General features: G+C 67.7%; 18 protein-coding genes. 14 read left to right on the forward strand and 4 right to left on the reverse strand.

Translation table 11 applies throughout. The annotated features are described in order from the left end of the window. Entirely contained in the window at positions 1-1,203 is a 1,203-nt protein-coding gene (locus SB751_RS01220; protein ID WP_410747734.1) for an efflux RND transporter periplasmic adaptor subunit, read from the reverse strand. Between the two features lie 361 nt (positions 1,204-1,564). Between SB751_RS01220 and hpnD the strand changes: the two genes are divergently transcribed. Together hpnD and SB751_RS01230 are read left to right on the forward strand one after the other, a co-directional pair. Next, on the forward strand, positions 1,565-2,401 hold the full coding sequence (gene hpnD, locus SB751_RS01225) for a presqualene diphosphate synthase HpnD (RefSeq protein ID WP_250025197.1): 837 nt from the start codon (positions 1,565-1,567) through the stop codon (positions 2,399-2,401). A 46-nt stretch (positions 2,402-2,447) separates the two neighbouring features. Beyond that, complete coding sequence (locus SB751_RS01230; protein ID WP_211943350.1) at positions 2,448-3,710, forward strand: Zn-dependent hydrolase; 1,263 nt, start codon at positions 2,448-2,450, stop codon at positions 3,708-3,710. A gap of 22 nt (positions 3,711-3,732) precedes the next feature. On the opposite strand, the gene SB751_RS01235 is transcribed toward SB751_RS01230, so the two are convergent. Continuing rightward, positions 3,733-4,050 carry a hypothetical protein gene (locus SB751_RS01235; RefSeq protein WP_244844778.1) on the reverse strand — a complete coding sequence of 106 codons (318 nt, stop codon included), beginning with the start codon at positions 4,048-4,050 and terminating at the stop codon, positions 3,733-3,735. A gap of 331 nt (positions 4,051-4,381) precedes the next feature. On the opposite strand from SB751_RS01235, the gene ompR reads away from it, so the two are divergent. The 6 genes from ompR to SB751_RS01265 all read left to right on the forward strand — a co-directional run bounded on the left by ompR (position 4,382) and on the right by SB751_RS01265 (position 10,190). Further along, positions 4,382-5,104, forward strand: coding sequence for a two-component system response regulator OmpR (ompR, locus tag SB751_RS01240; protein ID WP_006576352.1), 723 nt, complete (start codon positions 4,382-4,384; stop codon positions 5,102-5,104). 25 nt (positions 5,105-5,129) lie between these two features. Continuing rightward, complete coding sequence (locus SB751_RS01245) at positions 5,130-6,479, forward strand: ATP-binding protein (RefSeq protein ID WP_149136161.1); 1,350 nt, start codon at positions 5,130-5,132, stop codon at positions 6,477-6,479. 158 nt (positions 6,480-6,637) lie between these two features. After that, on the forward strand, positions 6,638-7,936 hold the full coding sequence (locus tag SB751_RS01250; protein ID WP_211943349.1) for an MFS transporter: 1,299 nt from the start codon (positions 6,638-6,640) through the stop codon (positions 7,934-7,936). Between the two features lie 300 nt (positions 7,937-8,236). After that, positions 8,237-8,785, forward strand: a complete 549-nt coding sequence (locus tag SB751_RS01255) for a peroxiredoxin (protein ID WP_092292963.1) — start codon at positions 8,237-8,239, stop codon at positions 8,783-8,785. Between the two features lie 124 nt (positions 8,786-8,909). Next, positions 8,910-9,431: a carboxymuconolactone decarboxylase family protein gene (locus SB751_RS01260; protein WP_144195719.1), complete on the forward strand. Its 522-nt coding sequence runs from the start codon at positions 8,910-8,912 to the stop codon at positions 9,429-9,431. 189 nt (positions 9,432-9,620) lie between these two features. Then, positions 9,621-10,190, forward strand: a complete 570-nt coding sequence (locus SB751_RS01265) for a GNAT family N-acetyltransferase (RefSeq protein WP_144195721.1) — start codon at positions 9,621-9,623, stop codon at positions 10,188-10,190. Between the two features lie 13 nt (positions 10,191-10,203). Here SB751_RS01265 and ispF read toward each other — a convergent pair whose 3' ends face one another. Continuing rightward, positions 10,204-10,710, reverse strand: coding sequence for a 2-C-methyl-D-erythritol 2,4-cyclodiphosphate synthase (ispF, locus tag SB751_RS01270; RefSeq protein ID WP_144195723.1), 507 nt, complete (start codon positions 10,708-10,710; stop codon positions 10,204-10,206). A gap of 21 nt (positions 10,711-10,731) precedes the next feature. Next, on the reverse strand, positions 10,732-11,484 hold the full coding sequence (ispD, locus tag SB751_RS01275; protein WP_186296743.1) for a 2-C-methyl-D-erythritol 4-phosphate cytidylyltransferase: 753 nt from the start codon (positions 11,482-11,484) through the stop codon (positions 10,732-10,734). 171 nt (positions 11,485-11,655) lie between these two features. Between ispD and mfd the strand changes: the two genes are divergently transcribed. The 6 genes from mfd (at position 11,656) to SB751_RS01305 (ending at position 19,720) form a co-directional block, all read left to right on the forward strand. Further along, positions 11,656-15,105 carry a transcription-repair coupling factor gene (gene mfd / locus SB751_RS01280; RefSeq protein WP_410747817.1) on the forward strand — a complete coding sequence of 1,150 codons (3,450 nt, stop codon included), beginning with the start codon at positions 11,656-11,658 and terminating at the stop codon, positions 15,103-15,105. A 45-nt stretch (positions 15,106-15,150) separates the two neighbouring features. Next, positions 15,151-16,365: an acetylornithine deacetylase gene (argE, locus tag SB751_RS01285; protein WP_144195727.1), complete on the forward strand. Its 1,215-nt coding sequence runs from the start codon at positions 15,151-15,153 to the stop codon at positions 16,363-16,365. A gap of 90 nt (positions 16,366-16,455) precedes the next feature. Further along, entirely contained in the window at positions 16,456-17,310 is an 855-nt protein-coding gene (gene serB, locus SB751_RS01290; protein ID WP_144195729.1) for a phosphoserine phosphatase SerB, read from the forward strand. Between the two features lie 172 nt (positions 17,311-17,482). Continuing rightward, complete coding sequence (locus tag SB751_RS01295) at positions 17,483-17,791, forward strand: hypothetical protein (protein ID WP_144195730.1); 309 nt, start codon at positions 17,483-17,485, stop codon at positions 17,789-17,791. Further along, complete coding sequence (locus SB751_RS01300) at positions 17,788-18,078, forward strand: DUF4175 domain-containing protein (RefSeq protein ID WP_144195732.1); 291 nt, start codon at positions 17,788-17,790, stop codon at positions 18,076-18,078. Before SB751_RS01295 ends, SB751_RS01300 begins: the two co-directional genes overlap by 4 nt. Before the next feature lie 10 nt (positions 18,079-18,088). Then, positions 18,089-19,720, forward strand: coding sequence for a PepSY-associated TM helix domain-containing protein (locus SB751_RS01305; protein WP_250025195.1), 1,632 nt, complete (start codon positions 18,089-18,091; stop codon positions 19,718-19,720). Positions 19,721-19,736 lie beyond the last annotated feature (16 nt).

A 19,736-nucleotide genomic window follows, 5' to 3' on the forward strand; every position in this document is an offset into this window, starting at 1 on the left:
TCAGCCCTTGCTGCCGGCGGCGGCGCCCGGGTTGGACGCCGGGTTGGACGCCGGCTTGGCCGACTGGGCCGGCTGGGCGGACGTGGCGTTCTGCATCGGCTTGACCTTCTGGCCCGGCTGCAACAGGTGCACGCCGGCCGTGACGATGGTCTGGCCCGGCGCCAGCCCCTGGCGCACCTCGATCTCATTGCCCTGCGGGTCTCCCAGCGTCACCGGCACCGGCTTGACCGTGCCCGTGCCGCCGCTGGCCGCACCCTGGTAGATCCACACCTGATTGGTGCCGCGGTCCTGCAGCAGCGCGGTCAGCGGGATGCGGATGGCGGCGGACTCGCCGGTACGGGTAAAGGTGACCACCGCGGTCATGCCGAAGCGCAGGTCGGCGGGCGGGTTGGGCACGCTGACGCGCGTCGGGTAGGTGCGGGTGACCGGATCGGCGGCGCCGGAAATCTCGCGCACGCGGCCCGGCAGCGGGCGGTCCGGCTCGGCCCAGGTGCGCACGGTCACATCGGCGATGCCGCGCAGCATGTCCACCTGATCCTCGGGCAGGCCGATGGCGACCTCCTTCTCGGCGATCTGTGCCACGCGGATCACCGACTGGCCCGCCGTAACCACCTGGCCGACCTCGGCATCGACAGCCGTCACCACGCCATCCGCATCGGCGGCGAGCACGGCGTAGCCGGTCTGGTTGCTCTGGTTGCGGAGGTTGGCCTGGGCCTGCTCCAGCCGCGAGGCGGCGGAATCGTAGGTGGCCTGGCGCCGGCTTAGCTCGGCGGCACTGATGAAGTTCTTGGCGGCCAGGTCCCGGTAGCGTTTCAGGTCGGAGTCGGCCAGATCGCGGTCGGTCTTGGCGGCATCGAACTGGGCACGCGCCGAAGCCTCGGCCAGCGCCAGGTCGGTCGGGTCGAGGCGGGCCAGCGGCTGGCCCTTCCTGACGCTCGCGCCCACGTCCACCAGGCGGGCCGAAATCTTGCCGGGCACCCGGAAGCCCAGGCGCGACTCCACGCGCGGCCGCACCTCGCCCGAGAACTCGAAAGCAGTCTTCCCGGCACCCGAATGCAGTTGCAGCAGCCGCACGGGCCGCACGGCCTCCACCGGCTCCGCCTTCTTCCCACAGCCGGACAGCCCGGCCAGGATCGCCAGCGTCGCCACGGTCACCATGGCGGCCATGGCGGCCCTCGGCGTCCGGCGGGGCCCGGCGGGCATCGGGGAAACATCAACGTCGGCGGCCGCAACATCCGGCCTGGCATAAGGCACTGGCATGGGTTAAGCGTCTTGAGTCGGTGGAACGTCGGAACAAGCTGGAGACTGCGGGGAGCAGCCAGTGGGGAAAGCGTCTCGCGGCGGACAACGCTGCGGTGCCTGCCGGAGAATAAATAACTGGCCGGTCAGTAATATAGCGAGCGGCCCCGAGTGCGTCAAACGCCGGGCGACGAAGGGGCCAAAACTCGGTGCGAATGGCGAGCCCCGGGGCTGAGCCCGGTTGGGCCGATGTTACAATTTGGCGCTTTCGCGGACCTGCCCCGGTCCGTATGGCCCCACCAGACAGTATTCATAAGAGATTGGCGTGACGCCCGATCAGTATTGCCAGGACAAGGCCGCCCCAGGCGGCTCCCTCCCCTATTACAGCTTCCTGTTCCTCCCGCCCGAACGCCGCCACGCCATCACGGCGCTGCACGCCTTCCGCCGCGAGGTGGAGGCCATCATCGACGAGAGCCACGATGCTGGCGTGGCCCACCAGCGGCTGGACTGGTGGCGCGGTGAACTGCGCCGCCTCTATGACGGTCATCCGTCACATCCGGTCACGCAGGCCCTGCAGCCCCATATTGCCCCGTGCGGCCTGCCGCAATCCGAATTTTCTGACGTACTGGACGGCCTGGAGATGGATCTGACCCAGACCCGCTACCTGGACGAAGCCGGTTTGAAACGCTACTGCCAGTGCGCCGGCGGTGCCGTGGGCGTGCTGTCGGCCCGGGCGCTGGGGTTTTCCGATCCGCGCACGCTGGACTTCGCGCGCCAGCTGGGGCTGTCGATGCAGCGCGCGACCATCGTCCGCGACGTGGGCGAGGATGCCCGCCAGGGCCGCATCTACCTGCCGGTGGATACGCTCCAGCGCCACGAGGTGCCAGCCGCCGACATCCTGCAGTCCCGCCACTCCGAGCGCTTCGTGGCCCTGATGGGCGAGCAGGCCGAGGTGGCCCGCACGCTCTACCGCGAGGCGCTGGCGCTGCTGCCGCGCCAGGACCGCCGCGCCCAGCGCGCCGCGCTGGTCATGGCGGCCCTCTCCCATGCCCAGCTCGACGAGATCGAGGCCAGCCAGTTCCAGGTGCTGACGCAGCGCATCGCGCTGACACCGATGCGCATGCTCTGGATCGCCTGGAAGACCTGGCTGCGCAACCGCTGAACCCCATCGAACCGCACCGATCCTGACCCCGCTCCCGCTCCAAACCATGACTACCGCACTTGCCTCGCTCGGCCAATCCATCCTCGACCGCGCCGCCGCGCTCGCCGCCCACTCCGATATGGAGGACGGGCTGACCTGCGCGTACCTCACGCCGGCGCATCGCCGGGCGCAGGCGCAGCTGGTGCAGTGGATGGAGGCCGCCGGCATGGCAGTGCGCGTGGACGCCATCGGCAATGTGATTGGCCGGTATGCGGCCGATCCGGCCGTGGCCGCGCCGAAGGTGCTGATGACCGGCTCCCACTTCGACACCGTGCGCAACGGCGGGCGGTATGACGGGCGGCTCGGCATCCTGCTGCCGATTGCGGTGGTGGGCGCGCTCAACGCGGCGGGTATCCGGCTGCCGTATCACTTCGAGATCGTCGGCTTCGCCGAGGAGGAAGGGCTGCGCTTCAAGACCAGCTTCCTGGCCAGCAGCGTGCTGGCGGGCCGCTTCGACCCGGCCCTGCTGGACCGCGCGGACCCGGACGGCGTAACCATGCGCGAGGCGCTGGCCCAGTCCGGCCTGCCCGGCGCCGGCAGCCTGGACGCCCTGCGCGCCGCGGCGGTCGATCCGGCCACGCTGGCGGGGTTCGTCGAAGTGCATATCGAGCAGGGCCCGGTGCTGCTGAACCGCGACCTGGCGCTCGGCATCGTCACCCAGATCGCGGGCAGCAGCCGTTTCCAGGTGCGCGTGGAGGGGCTGGCCAGCCATGCCGGCACCACGCCGATGGACATGCGGCGCGATGCCGCCGCCGGCGCCGCCGAGATGATCCTGCTGGTGGAGTCGCGCTGCGCGCAGGTGCCGACGCTGGTCGGCACGGTGGGCCAGCTCCAGGTGCCGAATGGCTCCAGCAACGTGATTCCGGCCGCGTGCGTGTTCTCGATGGACATCCGCGCCGGCGAGGACGGCATCCGCGAAGCCGCCATCACCGACATCGTGATGGGCATCGAGCGGATCGCGGCGCGCCGTGGCCTGACCGCCACCGTCGAACGGGTCACGCCGGTCAACAACGCGCCGTGCGCGCGCTGGCTGATGGATCAGTTCGGCGCGGTACTGCGCAAGCGCGGGCTGGAGGCCTTCGAGCTGCCGTCCGGCGCCGGCCATGACGCGATGATGATGCAACGCATGACCGACGTGGCGATGCTGTTCGTGCGCTGCGGCAACGGCGGTATCAGCCACAACCCGCTGGAAACCATCACCGTGGAAGATGCCCAGCTGGCAGCCGAGGTATTCGTGGATTTCCTGCGACATTTCCGGCCGCAGGACTGACCGATGGCGGGAAACCGGGCGGTCAGCCGCCCTCGTACATCTCGCGGCCGAGGTCGTGGAGATTCTTGCGCAGGGTCTTGCGCTCGTCGGGCGAAAGCTTGGGATGCCCGCCCGGCGGGCCCTGGCGGCCGGCACGGTCGGCCATGTCGCGCTCCGTACGGTACTTTTCGGCACGGGTGCGGGCCTCGCGCTGGTCCAGGCGCTCCCCGCCGCCCGGCTTGCCCGGCACGGCGGGGGTGGGCGCACCGCCGCTGGCGTGGCCCGGCTGGCCGGGGCGAAGCAGTTGCGCCATGCCCGCCGACTGCGCCTGCGCAAGCGCTGGCAGCAGTACGATGAGCATGGCCGCGCCGGCATGGCAAGCCGCCCGCGCGCACGCCGTGCGGTGCAGGGTATGTCCGTGCCGGTTTTGCTTCACTTTCATTGGATAATGGCGATCTTGACAGTGGTCGCACATCCGCCTGGAGGACGACGCAGGCACTATGCCAACGCCTTCGTCAGAGAGATGGGACGCCCCTTGGTCACCGTGAATTCCCGTCGCGCCAAATCGGCATCGGGATACGGTCTGCGGAGTGTAATTGCACAAAAGATGCACGCCGCCATACCACAGGGTAAAGTATGTAACGTTTTGTTAAGCCATTTTGAGCGAAAGCGTAAGTCGCTAAGATACCGCCATGGAAAATACCAGCCACAAGATTCTCGTCGTGGACGACGACCCGCGCCTGCGTGACCTGCTGCGCCGCTACCTTGGCGAGCAGGGGTTCACGGTGCTGGTGGCGGAAAACGCCACCGCCATGAACAAGCTCTGGCTGCGCGAGCGGTTTGACCTGCTGGTGCTGGACCTGATGATGCCGGGCGAGGATGGCCTGTCCATCTGCCGCCGCCTGCGCGGCGCCAACGACCAGACCCCGATCATCATGCTGACCGCCAAGGGCGAGGACGTGGACCGCATCGTCGGCCTGGAAATGGGCGCCGATGACTACCTGCCCAAGCCGTTCAACCCGCGCGAGCTGATCGCGCGCATTCACGCCGTGCTACGCCGCAAGGGCCCCGCCGAAGTGCCGGGCGCCCCGTCGGAGACGCCCGAGACCTTCGCCTTCGGCGATTTCGTGCTGAACCTGGCCACCCGCACGCTGACCAAGAACGACGAGGAAATCACGCTCACCACGGGCGAGTTCTCGGTGCTCAAGGTGTTCGCGCGGCATCCGCGCCAGCCGCTCTCGCGCGAGAAGCTCATGGAAATGGCCCGCGGCCGCGAATACGAAGTATTCGACCGCAGCCTGGACGTGCAGATCTCGCGCCTGCGCAAGCTCATCGAACCGGACCCGGGCAACCCCCGCTTCATCCAGACGGTCTGGGGCCTGGGCTACGTCTTCATTCCCGATGGCGTGAAGTAGTCCCGGTTCGTCCGCAGTCAGCATCGTGGCGACCGCTCTCGGCCGTACCGCAACGCGGTTCTTTGGTTCGCTGTTCTGGCGCACCTTCATGCTGATCGCCCTCCTGCTGGCGATCTCGCTGGGGATCTGGTTCCAGAGCTACCGGCTCTTCGAACGCGCGCCGCGCGCCCAGCAGATCGCCATGCAGGTGGTCAGCGTGGTCAAGCTCACGCGCGCGGCCCTGCTCTATTCCGACCCGGCGCGGCGGCGTTTCCTGCTGCTCGACCTGGTGCAGAACGAGGGCATCAAGGTCTATCCGCGCGAGAAGGACGACGACTTCGCCGCGCCCACCGCCAACCCCTTCCTGACCCAGCTGGTGCAGCAGGAGATTCGCGGGCGGCTGGGCGAGGACACCGTGCTCGCCACCACCGTCAACGACATTCCGGGCGTGTGGGTCAGCTTCGAGATCGAGGGGGACGACTACTGGGTCGCCATCAGCCCGGAGCGCTTCGAGCGCGTGCCGGGCATCCAGTGGCTGTGGTGGAGTATCGCCGCGCTGCTGCTGTCGATCATCGGCGCGGCCTTCATCACGGCGCGCGTGAACTACCCGCTCAAGCGGCTGGCCAACGCGGCGCGCCAGATCGGCACGGGCGGCGATCCGCCGCCGCTGCGCGAGCACGGCGCCAGCGAGGTGGCCCAGGCCAACCGCAGCTTCAACCAGATGGTGCGGGACCTGCGCCAGCTCGACGACGACCGCGTGGTCATGCTGGCCGGCATCTCCCACGACCTGCGCACCCCGCTCACCCGGCTGCGGCTCGAGACCGAGATGTCGCCGGTGGACAACATCACGCGCGACGCCATGATCGCCGACATCGAGCAGATGGACGCCATCATCGGCCAGTTCCTCAACTACGCCCGCCCCGGCCAGGAAATGGTGGAGCCGGTGGATCTCTCCGCGCTGGTGCAGGACGCCGTGGGCGTCTATGCGGCGCACGACGATGTGCGCGTGCACGTGCGCGCCAACGGCCCGGTCATGGCGGTGGCCAACCGCATGGAGATCCAGCGCATCCTGGACAACCTGGTGGAGAACGCGCGCCGCTACGCCAAGGACGAGGAAAGCGGCATGGCCGAGGTGGAGATCTCCACCCGGCTCGATGACAAGGATGCCGTGCTGACCGTGGCGGACAACGGCCCCGGCGTGCCCGATGCGCAGCTCTCGCTGCTGACGCGCCCGTTCTACCGGCTCGACAGCGCCCGCAGCGAGGCCAAGGGCGCGGGGCTGGGCATGTCCATCGTCAACCGCATCCTCCAGCGTAACGGCGGGCGGCTGGTGCTGGCCAATCGGCCGCCGCCCAAGACCGGGCTGGTGGTGCGCGCCTGCTTCCGGCGCGCATGATGGGGCACTCCCCGCCCCGGCTGACAGGTTTTCGACAGCATTTGATAGCAGATTGAAAGGCAGTTGACAGGGCATTGACAGCCCGGCGGCGCACACTGGCGGCCATTGCGATCCCACAACATGTCGCCGGCCGCACCGGCGCTGACTGAGAGACAGCCATGTCCAGCACCGCCTCCGCGCCGGCTTCCCAGCACAGCGCCCGTACCGTGTTCCGCGTCGTCAGCGGCAACTTCCTCGAAATGTACGATTTCATGGTGTACGGCTTCTACGCCGCCGCCATCGCCCGTACGTTCTTCCCGAGCGGCAACGAATTCGCCTCGCTGATGCTCTCGCTGGCCACCTTCGGCGCCGGCTTCCTGATGCGTCCGCTCGGCGCCATCATTCTCGGCGCCTACATCGACCACCACGGCCGCCGCAAGGGTCTGATTCTCACGCTGATCCTGATGGCGATGGGCACGCTGCTGATTGCGCTGGTGCCCGGCTACGCGTCGATCGGCGTGGCCGCCCCGCTGCTGGTGCTGGCGGGCCGGCTGCTGCAGGGGTTCTCGGCCGGCGTGGAACTGGGCGGGGTATCGGTCTACCTGGCCGAGATCGCCAAGCCGGGCCAGAAAGGCTTCTACGTGGCGTGGCAGTCGGCCAGCCAGCAGGTGGCGGTGATCTTCGCCGGGCTGCTGGGCGTGATCCTGCACGCCACGCTGGCGCCGGCACAGATGGACAGCTGGGGCTGGCGCGTGCCGTTCCTGGTCGGCTGCCTGATCGTGCCGTTCCTGTTCATGATCCGGCGCTCGCTGGAGGAAACCGAAGCCTTCCGCACCCGCAAGCACCAGCCGACCATGCGCGAGATCTACCGCTCGATGCTCGACAACTGGGGCATCATCCTCGCCGGCTGCATGATGGTGGTGATGACCACGGTGTCGTTCTACATGATCACCGCCTACACGCCGACCTTCGGCAAGACCGTGCTCAAGCTTGGCGACGTGGACAACCTCGTCGTGACGATGTGCGTGGGGCTCTCCAACTTCATCTGGCTGCCGCTGATGGGCGCCGTCTCCGACCGCGTGGGGCGCAAGCCGCTGCTGGTGATCTTCACCATCGCCACCCTGCTCACCGCCTACCCGGCCGTGTCCTGGCTGGTGGCCGAGCCCTCCTTCGGCCGCCTGCTGATGGTGGAACTGTGGCTCTCGTTCCTGTACGGCAGCTACAACGGGGCGATGGTGGTCACGCTGGCCGAGGTGATGCCGCCGGCGGTGCGCACGGCGGGCTTCTCGCTGGCCTACAGCCTGGCCACGGCGCTGTTCGGCGGCTTCACGCCGGCCATCTCCACCTACCTGATCCACGAAACCGGCAACAAGGCCGCGCCGGGCCTGTGGCTGACGTTCGCCGCCGCCTGCGGGCTGGTGGCCACGCTGGTCATCTTCCGCACGCGCCGCCTGCAGGGCGCCCTGCGCGCCGCCTGATACGTACGGCCTGATACGGCCCCGACCCGATCGCCGCCACAAGATGAAACTTTTGTGGCGGCTTTCGTCATGTGCGTCCGCACATGGCATGCTCGCCATTCGTCTTTGGCGCGCGCTGTGCAGGGAAAGGCCGATGCCTATCGGTCTCTTTGAGACAATCAATTGGCCCTGCGCGTATCGGACAGGTCATAATCTGGCTTTGTTGCGATGCCGTATCGTGGCGTTCTGCAGTCCCGTGCTGCCCCACCCCGCCCGGCGTGTCGCGTGCGTTACTCTGTTCAACCGTATCAGGAGAAGTTGATGAAGACCGTTGGTGACAAGATCGAATCGTTCCAAATCGTTGGCGTGAAGCCGGGTTTCAACAACCACGAAGAGAATGGCCAGTCGGCTTTCGAAGACATCACCGAGAAGTCGTTCGAAGGCAAGTGGAAGATCATCTACTTCTACCCGAAGGACTTCACCTTCGTCTGCCCGACCGAAATCGTGGCCTTCGCCAAGCTGAACGACGACTTCGCCGATCGCGACGCGATCGTGCTGGGCGGCTCGACCGACAACGAATTCGTGAAGCTGGCATGGCGCCGTGAACACAAGGACCTGAACAAGCTGAACCAGTGGCAGTTCGCCGACGTGACCGGCTCGCTGGTGGACCAGCTTGGCGTGCGTGACAAGGCTGCCGGCGTGGCCCTGCGCGCCACGTTCATCGTCGATCCGGACAACGTGATCCAGCACGTGTCGGTGAACAACCTGAACGTCGGCCGTAGCCCGGACGAAGTCCTGCGTATTCTGGACGGCCTGCAAACGGACGAGCTGTGCCCGTGCAACCGCGCTGTCGGCGGCGCCACGCTGTAATTTGTTTGACCTGCCAACCGCCCTGCCCGGGCGGACCGGCGCGCGCGGAAGTGGCCGATACGGCGCTTCCGCGTCAAAGCCCGCAAATGCGGGTTTTTTGAGCCCTGGACGATAGGAGAAATAAATGGAATTCATCAGCACGATTAAGAACCTGATTCCCGACTACGCGAAGGACATCCGCCTGAATGTGGATGGCACGATCGCGCGCTCGTCGCTGGAAGGCAATGACGCCGTGGGCGTGGCACTCGCCGCCGCCTTCGCCGCCAAGAGCAAGATCATCGTCGATGCCATCCGCAATGCGAACGTGCTGTCGCCCGAGGAAGTCACCGCCGCCCAGACGGCTGCGGCGCTGATGGGCATGAACAATGTCTGGTATCCGTACATCGAGATGGCCGAGGACCCGGACCTGTCGAGCCAGCCCGCCGGCCTGCGCATGAACGCCTACGCTACCCATGGTGGCGTGGACAAGCGCCGCTTCGAGATGTACGCACTGGCCGCGTCGATCATCGGCAAGTGCCATTTCTGCGTGAAGTCGCACTATCAGTTGCTGAAGACCGAGCAAGGCATGAGCGCGCAGCAGCTGCGCGACGTGGGCCGCATCGCCGCCGTGATCGGGGCTGCCGCCAACGTGATCGCCGCCGAATAAGGCTTGCCGGGCAGGCATTGCCCGCCTGGCCGGGAAGACCTGCCGCCACCGCAAGGGGCGGCAGGTTTTTTTCTTCGATGTCAATACGCTGGGCGGCATGTTGTCTGACACGCAAACAGGCGATCGGGAACCATGCACTTGTGCCTCGACCGGCCTACAATCCACGCAAGGACACGGATACCAGAGGCCATGAGTACCTTGCCTTCGCATACCTCCCCCCGTTTTCGCTTCCGCCTGGCGGCAGCGTACGACTGGGGCGACATCGCCGCGGTCACGCAGCAAGCCTATGGGCAATACGAGCTTGCGATCATGGAAGATTGCCGCGCCTCGTTCCAGCGCGGCATGCAGTCCGTGCTGGCCGCCAAGGACAATCCCGACATGGAATGGTGGGTCGCCGAGAGCGACCACGGCATCAGCGGCGCCGTGCTGTTCTGCCATCCGGGCGCCACGCTGCCCGCGCTGGACGACAGCACCGTGACGCTGACGCAGCCCGAGGCACGGCTGCTGTCGGTCAGCCCGCAGGCGCGTGGCCAGGGGCTGGGACATCGGCTGATGCAGATCTGCATCCAGCGGGCGCGGGATATCGGCGCCAGTACGCTGGTGGTGCGCACCATGCCCGAGATGGCCTCCGCCAACAAACTGTGCCAGCAGATGGGCTTCCAGAAGCGGACCGAAGCCGGCGCTCGCAGCGGCGCCATGGCGCGCCTGAACGACTACACCTTCGCGATCCTGCCCGAGGACGCACCGCCCCCCGTCTGACCGCGCAGTTTCTTCAATCCTGGGCGTCGCCAGTCTTGCGGTAGATCAGCACCGCGGCCTGCGCGACGATGCCCTCTTCGCGGCCTTCGAACCCCAGCTTCTCGTTGGTCTTCGCCTTCACGTTACAGCGCGTGACGGGCAGGCCAAGGTCTTCCGCGAGATTCGCCACCATGCCGCCGATATGCGGCGCCAGTTTTGGCTTTTGTGCGATGACCGTGGCATCCACGTTGCCGATCTCGAAACCGGCCTCTCGCACCCGCCGGGCCGCCTCGCGCAACAGCACGCGGCTGTCGGCACCGGCGAAATTCGGGTCCGTATCGGGAAAATGCCGGCCGATGTCACCCAATGCGGCGGCACCGAACAGCGCGTCGGTCACGGCGTGCAGCAGCGCGTCGGCATCGGAATGGCCGAGCAGGCCACGGTCATGCGGAATGTCCACGCCACCCAGGATCAGCTTGCGGCCCGGCACCAGGGCGTGTACGTCATAGCCCTGGCCAATGCGGATATCGAACGGATTCAATGCGACTCCTCTGAAAAATGCTTAACGGTCGGCCGGCGAGGCTGCCGGCGCGAGCAGGATGTCCGCCAGCGCGAAATCCTCGGGGTAGGTGACCTTGAAATTGCGCAGCGAGCCGTTGACCAGGCGCGGATGCAGGCCCAGGCGCTCGATCGCGCTGGCCTCGTCGGTCACCACGGCGCCGGCGGCCAGCGCCTCCTGCAGCGCCTGGCGCAGTACACCCACGCGGAACATCTGCGGCGTCTGGGCCTGCCAGAGGCCCTCGCGCGGCACCGTGGAGCCGATCCGCACGCCAACCTGGGTGCCTGCGTCCGCCCGCTTGAGCGTATCGGGCACCGGCACCGCCAGAATGCCGCCGATGGCCGCATCGGCCTCGTCGTCGGCCTCCACGGCGCGGATCAGCGTGTCGATCATGGCCGGGGTCAGCCCCGGGCGGGCGGCGTCGTGCACGAGCACCCAGTCGCTGTCCGTGGCGCCGAGCTGGGCCAGGTGATGCAGGCCGGCCAGCACCGAGGCGTGGCGCGTATCGCCGCCCACGAAGGCGGTATCGAAGCGCAGCCCCGCGAACGCCTCCGCGCCGAAGCGGGATTCCAGCGGCATGTCGTCCGGCGCCAGCACCAGCGCGGTGGCGCTGATGCGCTCGCAGGCGGAAAAGGCGGCCAGCGCGTGCCAGATCATCGGGTGGCCGGCCACGGTCTGGTATTGCTTGGCGACGTGGCCGCCGGCGCGGCTGCCGGTACCGGCACAGGGAATGAGGGCGAAGCGGCGAGCAGACACAGGATCGTGGGGCGAAGTCAGAATAAGACGGGCGGCGAACCGGCCGGTGCGCATTCTATAATACGGCCCTTGTCCACCGCCACGGAGATCCGTTCCGGGGCCGGACCATGATGACGCACCCCCGCCCGCGCTGCCGGCGGGGCGCCGTCGTTTCGATCGCCCTTGCTGCCAATGCCTGACATCCACGCTGTCACATCCTTCGCCAACCTGTCGCTGGTCAAGCCCGGCATGCGTCACGCGGTGGCCGGCCTGACCGGCTCCGCCGACGCCCTGCTGGTGGCCGCCTACGCGCGCCAACACCAGGGCGCGCTGCCGATGCTGGCGGTGATGTGCGCCAACGCCACCGACGCCCAGCGCCTGGCCGAGGAAATCCCGTGGTTCGCGCCCGAATTGCGCGTGCGGCTGCTGCCAGACTGGGAAACGCTGCCCTACGACAGCTTCTCGCCGCACCAGGACCTGGTATCCGAGCGGCTGGCCACGCTGCACGACATCCAGACCGGCCAGTGCGACGTGATGCTGGTACCCGCCTCCACCGCGCTCTACCGGCTGGCGCCGCCGGCCTTCCTGGCCGCGTACACCTTCTTCTTCAAGCAGGGCGAGAAACTCGACGAAAGCGCGCTCAAGGCCCAGTTCACGCTGGCCGGCTACGAGCACGTCAGCGCGGTAATGCGCCCCGGCGAGTACAGCGTGCGCGGCGGGCTGATCGACCTCTTCCCGATGGGCTCGGCCCTGCCGTACCGGATCGACCTGTTCGGGGACGAGATCGAGACCATCCGCGCGTTCGACCCGGACACCCAGCGCAGCCTGTACCCGGTGAAGGAAGTGCGCCTGCTGCCGGGACGCGAGTTTCCGCTCGACGAAGCCGCCCGCACCGCATTCCGGGGCCGCTGGCGCGAGGTGTTCGAGGGAGATCCGACCAAATCGCCGATCTACAAGGACATTGGCAACGGCGTGCCGTCTGCCGGTATCGAGTACTACCTGCCGCTGTTCTTCGAGGAGAGCGCCACCCTGTTCGACTACCTGCCCGCCGGCACGCAGCTGGCCTTCGCGGGCAATATCGACGAGGCGATCCGCCGTTTCTGGGCCGATACCACCCAGCGCTACACCTTCATGCGGCACGACCGCGAACGCCCGCTGCTGCCGCCGGCGGACCTGTTCCTGTCCGAGGAGCAGTTCTTCGTGGCCGCCAAGCCGCTGGCGCGCGTGGTGCTGCAGCGCGAGGCCACGGCCGAGCAGAGTCCGTTCTCGGCCGCCCTGCCCGATGTCTCGGTCAACCGCCGCGCCGAAGACCCCTTGGTCAACCTCGAAGCCCTGCTGCTGAACAAGACCACGCGCGTGCTGATGTGCGCCGACTCTGCCGGCCGGCGCGAGACGCTGATGCAGCTCTTCGCCGAGAGCGGCCTGCGCCCGCAGCCCGTGGATGACTTCGCCGCCTATCTGGCCGGCGACGCGCATTTCTCGATCGCCGTGGCGCCGTTGCAAAGCGGCTTTGCGCTGCCGCGGGCGCAACTGGCCTTCGTGACCGAGGCCGAACTCTACGCCGGCACCGCGCGCCGCACGGGCCGCCGCAAGCAGGAGCAGGCCAGCGCCGTCGATTCGATGGTGCGCGACCTCGCCGAACTGAAGATCGGCGACCCCGTGGTGCATAGCGAGCACGGCATCGGCCGCTATCAGGGGCTGGTGACGATGGACCTGGGCCAGGGCGAGGAGGAATTCCTGCACCTGGACTACGACAAGGGCAGCAAGCTGTATGTGCCGGTGCACCAGTTGCATGTGATCTCGCGCTACTCGGGCGCCGATCCGGAATCCGCGCCGCTGCACCACCTGGGCTCGGGCCAGTGGGACAAGGCCAAGCGCCGCGCCGCGCAGCAGATCCGCGACACCGCCGCCGAGCTGCTGAACCTGTACGCGCGGCGCGCCTTGCGCCAGGGCTTTGCCTTCCCGCTACAGCCCAAGGACTACGAGACCTTCGCCGAAAGCTTCGGTTTCGAGGAGACCCCGGATCAGGCCGCCGCCATCGCCGCCGTGATCGCGGACATGACCTCGGGCAAGCCGATGGACCGGCTGGTCTGCGGCGACGTAGGTTTCGGCAAGACCGAAGTGGCCCTGCGCGCCGCCTTCGTGGCCGTGCTCGGCGGCAAGCAGGTGGCCATGCTCGCGCCGACCACGCTGCTGGCGGAGCAGCACTTCCAGACGCTGTCCGACCGCTTTGCCGAATGGCCGGTGCGCATCGTGGAGCTGTCGCGCTTCAAGACCAGGAAGGAGATCGACGCGGCCATCAAGCAGATCAACGAAGGCACCGTCGATATCGTCATCGGCACGCACAAGCTGCTCTCCGACGACGTGAAGTTCCAGCGCCTGGGCCTGGTCATCATCGACGAGGAACACCGCTTCGGCGTGCGCCAGAAAGAGGCGCTCAAGACACTTCGCGCCGAGGTGGATGTGCTGACGCTCACCGCTACCCCCATCCCGCGCACGCTGGGCATGGCGCTGGAGGGCCTGCGCGACTTCTCGGTCATCGCCACGGCGCCGCAGAAGCGGCTGGCAATCAAGACCTTCGTGCGACGCGAGGAAGACGGCGTGATCCGCGAGGCCATCCTGCGCGAGCTGAAGCGCGGCGGGCAGGTCTACTTCCTCCATAACGAGGTCGAGACCATCGAGAACAAGCGCGCCCGGCTGATGGAACTGGTGCCCGAGGCGCGTATCGCCGTGGCCCATGGCCAGATGCACGAGCGCGAGCTGGAGCGCGTGATGCGCGATTTCGTGGCGCGGCGCGACAACATCCTGCTCTGCACGACGATCATCGAGACCGGCATCGACGTGCCGACCGCCAACACCATCCTGATCCACCGCGCCGACAAGTTCGGCCTGGCCCAGCTGCACCAGCTGCGGGGCCGCGTGGGCCGCTCGCACCATCAGGCCTATGCCTACATGCTGGTGCATGACGTGGACGGCCTGACCAAACTGGCGCAGCGCCGGCTGGAGGCCATCCAGCAGATGGAGGAACTCGGCTCCGGCTTCTACCTCGCCATGCACGACCTGGAAATCCGCGGCGCGGGCGAGGTGCTGGGCGACAAGCAATCGGGCGAAATCCATGAAATCGGCTTCCAGCTGTACACGGACATGCTCAACGCCGCCGTGAAGGCACTCAAGGCGGGCAAGGAGCCGGACCTGATGGCCCCGCTGCAGGTGACCACCGAGATCAACCTCGGCACGCCGGCGCTGCTGCCGAACGACTATTGCGCCGATGTGCACGAACGCCTGTCGCTCTACAAGCGGCTGGCCAATTGCGAGACGGCCGAGAGCGTGGACAACATCCAGGAGGAGCTGATCGACCGCTTCGGCCGCCTGCCCCCGCAGGCGCAGGCGCTGGTGGAGACGCACCGGCTGCGCATCGCCGCCGTGCCGCTGGGCGTGCGCAAGATCGATGCGGGCGAGGCCAGCATCAGCATGCAGTTCGTGCCGAACCCGCCGATCGACGCCATCCGCATCATCGACCTCGTGCAGAAGAACCGCCATATCAAGCTGGCCGGACAGGACAAACTGCGCATCGAGGCCAAGATGCCCGATGTGGCCGTGCGCGCCCAGACCATCAAGCACACGCTGCGCCAACTGGCGTGACGGTGTAGCATCGCTTCCTTGACGAATCAATCATCTTTCCGCCCCATGCCTGCCCACGCCAACGCCCAATCTTCCGCCACCGCAGCCAAGCCGCGCGGCAGCGCGCTCGACTGGACCCAGCGGCTGGTGTCTTACGACACCACGTCGCGCCATTCGAATCTCGGCCTGATCGAGGCCGTGCGCGACCACTTCCTGGCCAAGGGGCTGCGGCCGCATCTGAGCTACAACCCGCAGGGCGACAAGGCCAACCTGTTCGTGACCGTGCCGGCGGCCAATGGCGCCACCGACGGCGGCATCGTGCTGTCCGGCCACACCGACGTGGTGCCGGTAGACGGCCAGAACTGGACCACCGACCCGTTCAAGCCCGTGATCCGCGACGGCAAGCTTTATGGGCGGGGCACCTGCGACATGAAAGGCTTCATCGGCACCAGCCTGGCGCTGCTGCCAACCATCCTGGAAGCCAGGCTGCGCGAGCCGGTGCACTACGCGCTGTCGTTCGACGAGGAGATCGGCTGCATGGGCGCGCCGTATCTTCTGGCCGAATTGCGAGACCGTGGCGTGCGGCCGGGCGGCTGCATCGTCGGCGAGCCGACCAGCATGCGCGTGATCGTGGCGCACAAGGGCATCAACGCCTACCGCTGCTGCGTGAAGGGCCAGGCCGCGCATTCGTCGCTGACGCCGAAGGGCGTGAACGCCATCGAATACGCGGCGCGGCTGATCTGCTTCATCCGCGACATCGCCGATGAATTCAAGGCCAACGGCCCGTACGACCAAGCCTTCGACGTGCCGTTCACGACGGCCTCCACCGGCACGATCCAGGGTGGCATCGCGCTGAACACCATCCCGGCGCTGTGCGAGTTCGTGTTCGAGTTCCGCAACCTGCCGGGCGTCGATCCCGAGGCGATCTTCGCGCGGATTCAGGAATATGCGAATGGCGTGCTGCTGCCGAAGATGCGCGCCGAGCATGCGGACGCGGGGCTGACGCTGGCGAAGATTGCCGCCGCGCCGTCGCTCGACGCCGCCGAGGCCGACGCCATCACGCAACTGGTCCGCGCGCTGACCGCTGACCGGGACACCAACAAGGTGGCCTATGGCACCGAGGCCGGCCTGTTCCAGCGCGCCGGCATCCCGGCCGTGGTCTGCGGCCCCGGCGACATCCAGCAAGCCCACAAGCCGGACGAGTTCGTCGCGCTCGACCAGCTGGAAGCGTGTGAGGCCTTCCTGCACAAGGTGGTGGACAGCCTGCGCGTGGCCGCCTGAGCTGCTTGAGCGTTTGAGCAGGAAGGCGGTGCGCTTACAATATCGCCTTCCTCGCTTTGCGCGCCCCGCCCCGACTTCCCCCCTGCCGTCATGCCCCTGATTCTCCAGAGCCTGTCCCCGCTGTCGCCCGCCGATCTCGACGCCATCCGCCCCATCGCCGACGCCTCCGCCTTCACGCTGCGCGCGGCCAACGTCGCGGCCGCCGACGACTGCGCCCCGCTGACGCCCGCGTTGCATAAAGCGCTGGACGAAGCCTGCGGCCCGCGCGGCATCGACTGGGCTGTGGTGCCGGCCGGGCGCAAGCTCTCGGACTTCCGGCTGGTGGCCATGGACATGGACTCGACGCTGATCACGATCGAGTGCATCGACGAAATTGCCGACTTTTGCGGACTGAAGGCCGAGGTTTCGGCCATCACGGAAGCCGCCATGCGCGGCGAGATCACCGATTTCAACGAAAGCCTGCGTCGCCGCGTGGCCCTGCTCAAGGGGCTGGATGCGAGCGTGCTGGACCGCGTCTACGCGGAGCGCCTGCGCCTGTCTCCGGGTGCGGAGCGGATGTTGCAGACGGTGCAGGCACTTGGCATGCGCACACTGCTGGTGTCAGGCGGCTTTGTCCACTTCACCGACCAGCTCAAGCCGCGCCTGAAGCTGGACTTCACGCGCGCGAACACGCTGGAGATTGTCGACGGCAAGCTCACCGGGCAGGTGGTCGGCGAAATCGTCAATGCGGACGTCAAGGCACGCACGGTGCGTGGGGTCTGCGAGCAGATCGGCGCCGATGTGTCGCAGGCCATCGTCATGGGCGACGGCTCGAACGACCTGAAGATGATGGCCGTGGCCGGCCTCTCCGTCGCCTTCCGCGCCAAACCGGTGGTGCGCGCGCAGGCCAGCGTCGCGTTCAACCACGTCGGCCTGGACGGCCTGCTGAACCTCTTCCCGCACTAAATCCCTCCTCTTGCCCGCCCGGAATCTGGCTCCGGGCGGCGCCCGCATCGCATTTCCCCTGGTTTTTCGTCCCTTTTCGGCGGCCGAACTGTAACGCAACGTATTGATTTCCTTGTGAAAACAAATGCGAATCATTACTATTCGGTATTCCAACCATTCCGATGTCGCTCGCATGCAAGCGTTCGCTGTATTGCTAGGACTGGCGGCGGCTGCGTGCCTGTATCTCGCCGCGCCGAACCAGGTTCTCTTTGTCACCGCCGGCGGTGAAGGCCGCGCACCCCTGCCGCCCCGGCTGCTGGGCTGGCTCGGCGTGCTGCTGACCATCGCCAGCGCCTGGACCATGAGCGTGCCCGAGGGCTGGCCTGTGGCCATCGCGGCCACGCTGGTCACGTTGACCTGCAGCCTGTCCCTGTGGCCGTTCATCGGCACCTGGGCCCACCATCGCCGCGGGCTGCACCGCCGGGAAGGGAGCGCAGCATGATGGGCACGAAATGGCTTGCCGGGACACTGCTGGGCCTGCCCCTGGCCATCGCGCTGTGCACGCTGGGCATCCTCTGGCTGCCAGGCGGCTGGCATGGCGGCGTGGTAGCGGCGGTGCTGCTCAGCTTCGTCGGCTGGGTAACGCTGATCAGCCTGAGCCTGCTGTTCCGCACCAGCGCGGCCGCGTGGCTCTGGCTGGGCGGCGCCAACCTGATCTGCTTCGGCGTCCTGTGGGCGCTGCGCCTGACGAACACCATGCCCGCCGCGTCCGCGCTGGCCGGGTCGTGAGGACCTCCCCATGAAACCCAATACCCTCCGCCTCTACCAGACGCTGCATACCTGGGTTGGCCTGATGGCCGGCTGGGCGCTGTTCATCGCCTTCTTCGCGGGCGCCATCACGGTTTTCCACCACGAGCTGCACATCTGGCAGAACCCGGCCCGCCTGGAAGGCCGCAACGCCACCGAGGTGCACGTCGATGGCCCGGCCGTCGACGCCTTCGTCCAGAAACTGGTGGCCGTGCATCCGGATGCCGCCGCCAGCGTCTACGTGTCGCTGCCGAGCAAGGAAGAGCCGGACTTCAACGCCTACTGGCAGGACAAGACCGGCGCGTGGCACACCATGAACGGCACGGCCCTGAACGGCGACGCCGCCGCACAGCGCGACACCTCGCTCGACCGTGTCACCGGGGAGCTGTCGGCGTTCCTGAACTCGCTGCACTACTCGCTCGGCCTGGGCCTGAACGGCACGTACTTCATGGGCATCATCTCGGTGCTGTACGGGCTGGCGCTGGTGTCCGGCGTGCTGCTGCACCTGCCGCGCCTCAAGAAGGACCTGTTCGCGGTGCGGCCGGGCCGCAACCTGAAACGGTTCTGGATGGACGCGCACAACGTGGTCGGCCTGTTCAGCCTGCCGTTCCACATGGTGTTCGCGGTCACGGGCGCGTTCCTGTGCCTGTCGCTGGTCATGGTGATGGTGTTCAACATGCTCACCTTCAACGGCAAGCTGATGGAACAGGTGCCCACCGCGATTGCGGCCACGCCGGAAATGACGGCCGCCGGCCGGGCCTCGCCGACCATGCCGGCGGCGCAGCTGCTGGCGATCGCACGCGAGCACGCCGGCGAGCGCTTCACGCCGGAGGCCATCCGCTTCCAGCGCTATGGCGATGCCAATGCCGTGGCCGAAGTGCGGGGCGATAGCGAGCGGGCGCTGGGCAATGGCGGCTCCGTGGGCATCCACGCGGCGGCCAACGAGCCGAACGCCGGCAAGCTGATCGCCAACCAGACCCCAGGCGCGCGTGACACCAATCACACGCTGTATAGCGGCATCTTCGCACTGCACTACGGCACCTACGGCGACCTGCCCGTGCGGATCGTCTACCTGCTGGCGGGCCTGGCGGGTGCGTTCCTGTTCTACTCGGGCAACCTGCTGTGGATCGAGTCGCGCCGCAAGACGCGCCAGGCCGAGCAGCCGCGCGTGCATCGCCTGCTGGCGCAGGCCACGGTGGGCGTGTGCATCGGCACCTGTATCGGCGTGGCGCTGTGCTTCCCGGCCGCGCTGCTGTGGCCCGAGCGCGCCGTGAGCTATGTGTTCTGGCCGGTGTTCCTGCTGGCGGTGGGCTGGTCGCTGGTGCGTCCGCCCGTGCGGGCGGCCGTCGAGCTGCTCTATGTGGCAGCACTGGCCTCGCTGACCGTGCCGCTCGCCAATGCCCTGCTGACCGGCGACCACTTCATCGTGGCCGCGCTGCACGGGCGCTGGGGCGTGGCTGGCTTCGATATCGGCGCCATCGCGCTGGCGGTGGGCTACGTGGTGCTGGCCCGTGCCACGCAGCGGCGTGCGCACAACGGCCCGGCGGAATCGGTCTGGGCGCTGCGTCCGGCCACACCCGAGCAGGCCGCGCAACCGGCCCTGCGCAAGGCCGACGCGTCTTGATGTGCCGGCGTCTCTC

The sequence above is a fragment of the Cupriavidus sp. SIMBA_020 genome (assembly GCF_046535395.1).
In the GTDB taxonomy this organism is placed as follows: Bacteria; Pseudomonadota; Gammaproteobacteria; order Burkholderiales; family Burkholderiaceae; genus Cupriavidus; species Cupriavidus campinensis.

What these genes read in the sequence shown, in the direction of transcription:
- SB751_RS01235 (WP_244844778.1), bottom strand. Translation starts at nt 4,050, where the DNA reads ATGCTCATCGTACTGCTGCCAGCGCTTGCGCAGGCGCAGTCGGCGGGC.
- SB751_RS01265 (WP_144195721.1), top strand. Translation starts at nt 9,621, where the DNA reads ATGAGTACCTTGCCTTCGCATACCTCCCCCCGTTTTCGCTTCCGCCTG.
- SB751_RS01305 (WP_250025195.1), top strand. Translation starts at nt 18,089, where the DNA reads ATGAAACCCAATACCCTCCGCCTCTACCAGACGCTGCATACCTGGGTT.
- SB751_RS01220 (WP_410747734.1), bottom strand. Translation starts at nt 1,203, where the DNA reads ATGCCCGCCGGGCCCCGCCGGACGCCGAGGGCCGCCATGGCCGCCATG.
- mfd (WP_410747817.1), top strand. Translation starts at nt 11,656, where the DNA reads ATGCCTGACATCCACGCTGTCACATCCTTCGCCAACCTGTCGCTGGTC.
- SB751_RS01300 (WP_144195732.1), top strand. Translation starts at nt 17,788, where the DNA reads ATGATGGGCACGAAATGGCTTGCCGGGACACTGCTGGGCCTGCCCCTG.
- ompR (WP_006576352.1), top strand. Translation starts at nt 4,382, where the DNA reads ATGGAAAATACCAGCCACAAGATTCTCGTCGTGGACGACGACCCGCGC.
- argE (WP_144195727.1), top strand. Translation starts at nt 15,151, where the DNA reads ATGCCTGCCCACGCCAACGCCCAATCTTCCGCCACCGCAGCCAAGCCG.
- serB (WP_144195729.1), top strand. Translation starts at nt 16,456, where the DNA reads ATGCCCCTGATTCTCCAGAGCCTGTCCCCGCTGTCGCCCGCCGATCTC.
- SB751_RS01255 (WP_092292963.1), top strand. Translation starts at nt 8,237, where the DNA reads ATGAAGACCGTTGGTGACAAGATCGAATCGTTCCAAATCGTTGGCGTG.
- SB751_RS01260 (WP_144195719.1), top strand. Translation starts at nt 8,910, where the DNA reads ATGGAATTCATCAGCACGATTAAGAACCTGATTCCCGACTACGCGAAG.
- SB751_RS01230 (WP_211943350.1), top strand. Translation starts at nt 2,448, where the DNA reads ATGACTACCGCACTTGCCTCGCTCGGCCAATCCATCCTCGACCGCGCC.
- SB751_RS01295 (WP_144195730.1), top strand. Translation starts at nt 17,483, where the DNA reads ATGCAAGCGTTCGCTGTATTGCTAGGACTGGCGGCGGCTGCGTGCCTG.
- SB751_RS01250 (WP_211943349.1), top strand. Translation starts at nt 6,638, where the DNA reads ATGTCCAGCACCGCCTCCGCGCCGGCTTCCCAGCACAGCGCCCGTACC.